The organism is Bacteroides cellulosilyticus DSM 14838 (assembly GCF_000158035.1).
Lineage (GTDB): Bacteria > Bacteroidota > Bacteroidia > Bacteroidales > Bacteroidaceae > Bacteroides > Bacteroides cellulosilyticus.
In genome coordinates, this window is sequence record NZ_EQ973490.1 from 1,614,654 (window position 1) to 1,623,389 (window position 8,736).

Below are 8,736 nucleotides of genomic sequence, written 5' to 3' on the forward strand. Positions count from 1 at the left end.
AAAAGTTCCGGTTTTCCGGTTGATTCTTGCGGATTTTTAATGATATCCCGGTATTTCTCCCTACACTTTTAAAGAAGTTTCAGCTCTTTCAGATTATGAGGCAGCAATTCGGCTAGATCTTTTGTGTAGTCATTGTCATATTCATGTATGTGGTTGAGGAAGTGGAGCGTCCACTTTTTGAAGTCCACTCCGGCAACTTTGCAGCATCCCATCAGTGAGTATATGACCGCCGCATCCTCTGCCGCATCATGATTGCCGCAGAAGAGATAGTTCTTTCTTCCCAAAGCTACGGGTCTTACACTATTCTCAATGAGGTTACTGTCCGGTTTGTACCGCCCGTCGATTGTATACCGGGCCAGCTGTCGTGAGTAGGTCAGGAAGTAGTTGATGGCCTTGCCTATGGGACTTTTGGGAAGCACTTTCGGATATTCAGTGATACACCACTTTTCAAAAGCCCTGATAACGGGATACGCAAGACGTTTTCTCAATCCGCATCTCTGTTCATGGTCCATCTCCTGGCTGTCGGCCATGTCCTCCACATCATATACTATGCCTATCTGGGCCAGGGCGTACTCAGCCCTCGCCTTGTCATTGTACAACGCCCTGTCAAAGTACCGCCTACAATGTGCCCAGCAGCATATGGTTATGATTCCCTCAAGTTTCTCCAGGATACCGTAGCCGGGATAACCGTCAGTCTGTATGGCCCCGTGGAAGTCCTTGAAGAGCTGCAGGACCACCTTCGCACTCCGTGTCCCTTCATTGTAAAAGAAGAACACCAGGCCGTTCATCACATCCCTGACCAGCCAGAGATATCCTTTGACCGTCCGGTGTTTCTCACTGTTGATTATAGGGACCGTCGTCTCGTCGGACTGTACATAATCGGAAGCCAGTACCAGTTCCTTGAGCCGGAAGTAGGCGGGTCTCATCAGGTCGGCGACATCATGGAACCATCCCTCTATTGTGGCGGCAGGTATGCTGAAGCCCAGACGTTTGAACATCTGGATCTGGCGGTAGAAAGGAAGGTGGTCGACATATTTCCCCACCATCAGGTCTGTCAGCAGGGAGGCGCTCGCATAGCTTTTGGCTATGGGCTCGTCCTGTACGGGTGCGGTACGTATCAGTTTGTCCGCTTTTCTTATACCTTTATGACGGATGGTGACACGGACGTACAGTTCGGCCGGTTGCAGCTCCAGATGCTCGGAAGTCTCCGTGTCGCTGAAGAGTATCCATTCATCCTCATGACCGATATAGCCTTCCGGATATACATGTTCCTCCACATGGCGCAGTTCTGCCGGCAGCTTCCGGCGCACGGGGATTCTTTTCTCACGCGCCTTGGCTGTACGGGTGCTCCTGTATCTGTCTATCTCCTCAAGAGCCTTTCTGACTGTATTTGCCTCCTCTTCGGACATATCGGTCTTTTCAAAATCCAGACGGAGCTGGTTGGGGTCATCGGGGACGCGGCGCTTTTCAGACATCGCCCCCCACATTTTGCGCTCCAGGTAAAGCAGCTTCTGTTCCAGCCGGAGGATATATTCGTTCTTTTCCTCGATGATACGTCTTTTCTCTTCGATGTCCCTCTTCTTCTCGGAGATCAAGCGCTCGTATTTCTCCTTGAGCACCCGGGCATCCGACAACTCCTCCACAAGCTGTTCGGCAGCGTTGGCACGTCTGTACTCGGCGTCACGGTCAAGCAACAACCGGCTGACAAGGGATGGTTCGATGGAGCTTTCCGGCATGTTTTCTGTTCTTTATTTCGGATATAAAGATACAAAAAACAGAGGGAACGGGCAAGAGAAAGGCGCTATTTATACGGATTCAGGAGCGTTTTTTCCGGTTCCCATCTGGAACGTTTCCTTACATCCCCGGAAGAAAGGCCCCGCACCATCATGATCAGGTCCGACCAGTTGATTTCCCGGGAAGGGGAAGGGTCGTCAGCGGCAATATGAGGCAGCGCGAGCATGCCACGCTCAAGTTTCATATGGTATATGACCAGCCCGCCAAACTCGGCATGCAGTATTTTCATGCCGGTAAGCCCCTTGTTTATAAAAATGTAGGCGCTGCCATCTTGAACATGCATTCCCATCTGGCTGGTGACGATACCACTCAACGAATAGAAGCTTTTTCTCATATCGGTAGGATACGGGTACAGATAGAATCTGTTGGAATCATTTAGACTGAACATAGGCTACTGGCATAAAAGGATTAGGGAACGGAGCATGTCAAGTGTCATCTCACGGTTTATACGTATGACAACACCGTTCTGATAAACGATTTCACAAAGAGGGCTACAATCCTGAGGAGATGTCCGGGCTGCAGACGGGGAGGAGATGGATATCTTACCGTTGCGCTGGCTCATGCTCACCGGTATGAAACCGGCAGAAGAGGCATTCCGGCTGTCAAGCAGCTTCTTTTTCCAGAAGTAAAACTTGTCCTCGTCAAAACAGATGGTGCGGCAGAACTCACGGATCGTGGTATCGCTGGCTTGCCATTCCGCATAGATCTTTTTAAAGGTATCTAAAGTTAAGTTCTTTTGTTTCATAAGTTATGGATTTATTATGGGGCAAAGATAAAAGATGACAAGACAAAATAGAAAGGGGGATTAGCGATTGCTTACACATAATAATATGCCGAAAGGGGCGTTGTTTCATCTGCATTGTCTGACTAGAGGAGAGGAAGAACAGGTGTTTCATATAGAGAATGGAGTGCAGGTGTTTGTCAGAAGACTTGGTTTCTTATCAATTGAATATTCGGGAGTTGAAATTGTGCTATTTAGTTCGTGCCCGATTGGGCAATAAAACAATTTCGATCCTTTTTAATATAACTCCCCGATCTGTGTTGAAGGCTAAACAACGTATTAAGATTAAATTGGCTTTATCTGCTACAGATAGTCTGGATATTTATATACAGAACCTTTCACGTAGCTGACTGGATGGAGTGGATGACGAATTCTGAAAGCTTGTTGATAGAAGGTGGCATCTTTTGTAACGAAAGATGCCACCTTCTATATGAGGGGATTATGTGATAAATAAAGTCTTTTATAGGGAAGGTAATTTAGGAGTACTTATTTCCCAGTTAATCCCTAACGGGTTGTTGCGCATTCTCCATACTAACGAAAGTTTTGGATTATCCAGTATCCACATTTCGCATCCTTCCACAGTATCTTTCACATGCATGAGTGGATAACCCAAAGCTCTCTCATTACTATCCAGAACGGAGTATGTTGTCTGATTGTATACAAGTGTATTCTGTTCCTTCAGCTGTTTATAGGCGGAGCGGGAAAGGAAGTAAACCGTTTCCTCCGGAGAGAGCTGTACGTGCTTACCGTCTTCCGGTTGCAGGAAACTGAGCTGTACGGCCTGCTCTATGGACTTAGGTCCCATGGTATAACTTCCCGATTGCCATTTCAGGTTGCGTTCTATTCCCCAATACAGACAGATTGAATCCTGCTTTTCGCGGAAAGACATTTCGTACTTCCGTGTCTGTCCGTGCAGTTTGAATACAAATAGCAGTGTATCGGGTACAATGCTCTGTGCCAACAGGCTTCCGGTGAAGCCCAGGCACAATAAGGCGGATAGAATTATATGTTTCTTCATCATTTCTTGTTTTCTTCGTTCAACAATAATTGCTGCCCCCATTCACTTGGTTTCTTTCCCATCTTCAGGATTAGTTCACCACCGGCAATGATGTCTTTATGCCGTATAGCTGAGTAAGGGTAAGCCGCTCCGTTCAGTGTGACGGATTGTATGTATCTGTTCTTGTCCGAAAGCCCCTGGGTGGAAATCCGGAAAGTCCTTCCGTTATCCAACCGGAAGATTGTTTCTTCCAATAAAGGAGTGTTGATAAGATAATAATCTTGTCCGGCATTGGGATATAATCCCATCATGTGGAAAGCAAGCCAGGACGACATGGCACCCGAGTCGTCATTTCCCGGTAGTCCGACAGGACCATCGTTGTAGTTCTTGGAGATGATTTCACGGATACGGTCGCTGCTCCGGTAGGGCTTTCCCAACCAATGATAAAGACAGGGGGAGAGGAAAGACGGTTCATTGTTTACATTGAAGAAGCCCTTGTCGAAGAAAATATCCAGACGTGTTTCAAACTTCTCTGCACCGCCGCATTTCTCAATCAGTCCGGGAACATCGTGCGGAATACTCAGAGAATACTCCCACGAAGAAGCTTCATAGAAGAACATGTCCCACCAGGGAGTGTACCAAGGGCCTTCAAAGGTGACGGGGGTATAGGTAAAAGTCGGTTTTTGTATCTTGGATTTTCCGAAAGTGATTTCATCCAGCCAATTGCCCTTTTCATCACGGGGCAGGATAAAGCCTTTGGCACCGGCATGTTCATAATCGTCACGCCAGAGATTCTTCCAATTTCCGGATTGTTTTAGGTAGTGTTGGTAAAGAGCCTCTTTTCCCAGACCTTTGGCAACCAGGGCGATGGCATAGTCACAATAAGAATATTCTACGGTGCGGTTTCCGGCGCGGGGGATGCCGTAGGGGATATAGCCGAGTTCCAGATAGGGGATCAGTCCGCCACGCCCTTCCGCTTCATGGCGGTCGCCGGGGCAGACGGTTGCATCTTTCAGCATGGCTTGCAGACCGAGTTCATAGTCTATTCCTTCCAGACCTTTTACGAAAGCATCGGCTATTACGATTTCAGCATTCGAACCGCCTTGGGTACGACCATTGCTGTTACCGCTACGGGCGTCGGGCATGTAGCCGTCTCGTTTGTAGATGTTGATAAGTGAACGGACGATGTCTGTTTCACGTTTCGGGTCTATCAGGGTGATGAGTGGAGTAGAAGTGCGGTAAGTGTCCCAGATGGCGTAGAAGTCATCGTAATAAGGTTCGTCATCTGCCCAGAGAGGATTCTCTCCACTGCGGTCTACAGGCATAATCATGGTATGATAGAGGCCGGTGTAGAACATACGTTTCTGTGCTTCGGGGGTGCGGGGAGAGATTTCAATTCTTTGGAGTAAATCTTCCCATTGGGCCAGTAACTGTTTGTGTACAGTTTCGAATGACCAGTGAGGAATGTCAGTATGGGCATTCTGACGTGCTTTCAGTGAGCTGAGGAAGGAGATACCTACTTTCAGTTGTATAACGTCTTCAGAAGAGTTGAAGCGCAACAGGGCTCCGGTCTTTTGATGTGAGTCGTATTGGAACTTCTCATCTGTGATCTTATCGCTTTTCCAGGTAGCTGTATTTACGAAAGGCTTGTCGGTTTCTGCGTAAAAGTAGACTGTATAGGCACGGCCATTGTTCCATCCGCCGCGAATACGGGTGTAGCCGATGACTTCATGGTCGGAGACGATTTGTATTTCGGAACCTACGAATTGCTGAGCTTCGCGGGCATCGGGTACGGGGCTTTCACCTAAGAAGAATCCGGCATCGATGGCCAGTGATTTCAGGGAGTCTTTGGGGTAGGTGAACCGATAGAACGATGCTTTGGGGGCGGTGGTAATTTCTGTTTGTATGCCGGAAGACTGGAATTGGGTGGAGTAATATCCTAATTTTATTGTTTCGTCCTTGCGATGGTCGATGTGATTGATGCGGTCCATTCCGTTGCAGAAAGGCATTACAAGGATGTTTCCGTATTTGGGGCCGCCACCTGTTCCGCTAACGTGTACTTGGGAGAAGCCGTCCACCTGTTCGGGCATGGGCAACCAGCCGCTGTTGGGACGTGGGGTACAGTCCGGTGAGGGTTTCACCATTCCGTAGGGGCAGGAAGGACCGATGAAGACACGGCCCAGTCCCTCGGAACCGATACGCGGATCGACGTAATTGGTAAGTCCGGTATCTTGTGCAAAAGTATTTGTTGAGAATAACAATAGGAAGGATAGTGTGATTAGTTTGGTTTTCATTGGTAGAAGTTTTTGTTTGAATGAAAAAGCCAGGCACTGCAACTGACTAATTTGGGTGTATCAGTTGCAATGCGGGGCTTTAGGTTTTAGAAACTCTAAAAGAAAACAATTACTTAATATCCGTTATTTTGTTTCCAATTGGTGTTGACATTCAAAATGTCACGACTTAACGGTAACAAGCGGTTGGTCAAAGCATTGGCATTCGGGTTCAAATACTTGAAGCCCCATTCGCGTTCGAAGTCACCGAAACGAATCAGGTCGTTGCGACGCCAGTGTTCATCCAGGAATTCACGTCCACGTTCATCGAGGATATCCTGCAATGATGGGGTGGAAGATATCGTGGGAGCATTTACATACGAACGAATCTGATTAAATAAGCTTTGAGGGGTGTCTCCGTTGGTGGCGGATGCACCACGAACGATGGCTTCGCACTTCATCAATAAAATATCTGCATAGCGGAAGATAGGTATGTCGTTACTCTGGTTGCGGCTATGGGCATTCACTTCTTCTACGTTGGGGAAGAATTTGATGGATTTATACCCTTGAACCCATCCGGTTAGATTTTTACCTGTATTGAGGTCTCCATCTTGTGTAGCCAGTGTAATCTTTTTGGTGAAAACGACAGGAGTGCCCTGATAAGTGTTGCGTACATTCGTCTTTTCACCAGTTGTGGCGTCGTACTGATAAACATCAAATGTCTCTGCATTCGCATCACCGGCAATCACATCGTTGCGGCGGTCGCCCGGCAGACAGAATAATTCTGCATATTCTGGAGTTAGTGCCATGTTGCCACCTACGGAAGAAGCCAATGGAACAGAGTAAAAGCCGTTATCTTTCTGTCCTTGACGCCAAGTGCGGAAACGGGCGTACGTCATGCCTGTCTGGGTAATAGCATCGAATGGCATTGCATAGATGAAATCTTTGATATGTGGGCCGTTGTCATACATGAACTTCTTTTTGTAATCGTCGCTCAAATCAAACAAACCGGATTTAATTACATCATCACACGCTGCAACACAATCATTCAGCTTTTCATTGGTAGCGGTAGATGACCAACTGGCACTGGTGACATCTTGCGTATAGACATTCCAATTGATGTATAGCTTGGCAAGAAGAGCGTCTACCATCCAACGGGTGGGTGTGCCGTAGGTTTCGGAAGATACTTCCGTAGGGCAGTCATCGCGCACTTCCAGCAGTTCGGTCTCAATCCAACGGGCTACATCGGCACGTGGAGAACGGTCTACTATTCCATCTGCTCCCAGTAATCGATAGTCAATGATGGGGGTGTCACCCCAATTGTCCATCAGCAAAAAAGTATAGAAAGCACGCGCTGCACGTACAGGGGCGGAAACCGATACATTTTCGTCTCCCAAATCCATGAGAATTTGGTTACATTTAGTTATACCACCTTGAATTTCGCTATAAACGTTTAATTGGTTTTTGCAGGCATCCTGATCTACACTGTGAAGTGAGAAGTTTGCCATGTCGCGGTCATTTAAGTAGTCACCACCAAAGCTGACTGCTGTATATTCATCAGAGTTGCATGAGATACCTTCATCGTAGCGACGGCCAATGGCATCGCGGAAGGCGAAATAAGCATTACTGATTCTAGCTTCTATAGCAATTTCCGAATCAGTGGGATATTCCGTATAGACCGATTTGATGTCCACGTCCAGGTCAGTGCAACCGACGGTTGCAAGTGCCATCAGGGCACTGGAAATAATGTATCTTGTTTTCATATTTATGTCTTCTTTTAAGAGATTAGAAGTTAATATTTACACCAAACATAAAGGTGCGGGTACGGGGGTAAGTGGTATTACGCCAGTCGATACCCGGCTGTAAACCGCCAAGATTGATTTCAGGATCGACACCCTTGTAGCCGGTCAATGTAAACACATTGTTGCAGGTAGCATAAATTTTCAGACTGTTTACCCAGTCGCCCAGTTTACCGAAATCGTAGCCCAATGATAAAGAGGCTAGACGCAGATAAGATCCATTCTCGATATAACGGTCGGAAGGAGCTTGTGCACGTGTATCGGTAGCCTTTTGCATGGTAGCCACTTCGCTTAAGATATTCTTACCTGTATTGAGCAGAGTTACGTTATTGTAGAAAGCACGTGTGGCATTGAAAATCTTGTTTCCTGCAATGCCCTGAAAGAAGGCGGTCAGTGACCAATTCTTGTAGTTGAGAGTATTGTTCCACCCGAAGGTTACTTTGGGTTGTGCGGAACCAGCCTTGCGACGGTCGCCGTCGTTAGGAGAATCGGTGGTGCCTACCAGATTGCCGTCTTCGTCATAGTCGTTGAAGACGGAACCGCCTGCCTCGTTGTATCCTGCCCATTCCCAAAGGTAGAACTGTCCTACAGGACTACCAGGCATCAGGCGTTGCACGTTAGTGGTGGCATAACCTCCCAAATCCGGGTTGCCATAGTCTTTGTAATTTACTGAGTAAGTATCATTAGACAGCGATTCCACGTTATTTTTGTTGTGTGAAATGTTCAAAGTAGTGCTCCAGGTAAAGTTTCTTGTTACTACAGGGGTGGCGTTGATAGTCAGTTCGATACCTTTGTTGCTAATCTCACCTACGTTCGCAGTCATTGTGCCGTAAGGATAACGGTTGGTAGAAACTGTATAATCAAAGATCAGATCTTTTGTGCGCTTGTCGTAGTATTCGATGGTACCGGTCAGTCGGTTGTTGAAGAATCCGAAGTCAATACCGACGTTGAACATGCCTGTACGCTCCCATTTCAGGTCTGGATTAGCATTTTTGGTAGCGGCCAGTGTACGGTAGCTGGAGGATGATCCTGTGACGGGATCCACGTAAGTGAACCAACCCGATGCACCGTAAGTTTGCTGTGCGGTATAGGCGT

Annotated in this window: 7 protein-coding genes and 1 pseudogene; 1 reads left to right on the forward strand and 7 read right to left on the reverse strand. The window is 47.3% G+C overall.

The window, feature by feature from the left end:
* Nucleotides 1-68 precede the first annotated feature (68 nt).
* The 3 genes from tnpC to tnpA form a co-directional block, all read right to left on the reverse strand.
* A complete protein-coding gene (gene tnpC, locus BACCELL_RS10465; protein ID WP_044153588.1) occupies nucleotides 69-1,736 on the reverse strand; it encodes an IS66 family transposase in 1,668 nt (555 codons plus the stop codon).
* 65 nt (nucleotides 1,737-1,801) lie between these two features.
* A complete protein-coding gene (tnpB, locus tag BACCELL_RS10470; protein ID WP_007211737.1) occupies nucleotides 1,802-2,182 on the reverse strand; it encodes an IS66 family insertion sequence element accessory protein TnpB in 381 nt (126 codons plus the stop codon).
* A gap of 3 nt (nucleotides 2,183-2,185) precedes the next feature.
* The gene (gene tnpA, locus BACCELL_RS10475) at nucleotides 2,186-2,539 is read right to left on the reverse strand and encodes an IS66 family insertion sequence element accessory protein TnpA (RefSeq protein WP_007211738.1); all 354 of its coding nucleotides are present in this window, start codon (nucleotides 2,537-2,539) and stop codon (nucleotides 2,186-2,188) included.
* A 170-nt stretch (nucleotides 2,540-2,709) separates the two neighbouring features.
* Here tnpA and BACCELL_RS27360 point away from each other — a divergent pair.
* A pseudogene (locus tag BACCELL_RS27360) lies at nucleotides 2,710-2,925 on the forward strand (helix-turn-helix transcriptional regulator); the annotation flags it as partial.
* A gap of 110 nt (nucleotides 2,926-3,035) precedes the next feature.
* Here the strand turns inward: BACCELL_RS27360 and BACCELL_RS10485 are convergent.
* The 4 genes from BACCELL_RS10485 to BACCELL_RS10500 all read right to left on the reverse strand — a co-directional run.
* Nucleotides 3,036-3,596, reverse strand: coding sequence for a hypothetical protein (locus tag BACCELL_RS10485; RefSeq protein ID WP_149949374.1), 561 nt, complete (start codon nucleotides 3,594-3,596; stop codon nucleotides 3,036-3,038).
* On the reverse strand, nucleotides 3,593-5,866 hold the full coding sequence (locus BACCELL_RS10490; RefSeq protein ID WP_007211740.1) for a GH92 family glycosyl hydrolase: 2,274 nt from the start codon (nucleotides 5,864-5,866) through the stop codon (nucleotides 3,593-3,595). Before BACCELL_RS10490 ends, BACCELL_RS10485 begins: the two co-directional genes overlap by 4 nt.
* Nucleotides 5,867-5,979: 113 nt before the next feature.
* Entirely contained in the window at nucleotides 5,980-7,605 is a 1,626-nt protein-coding gene (locus tag BACCELL_RS10495) for a RagB/SusD family nutrient uptake outer membrane protein (protein ID WP_007211741.1), read from the reverse strand.
* Between the two features lie 22 nt (nucleotides 7,606-7,627).
* Nucleotides 7,628-8,736 (reverse strand): TonB-dependent receptor domain-containing protein (locus BACCELL_RS10500; RefSeq protein WP_007211742.1); only part of this gene is annotated, 1,109 nt, incomplete at its 5' end.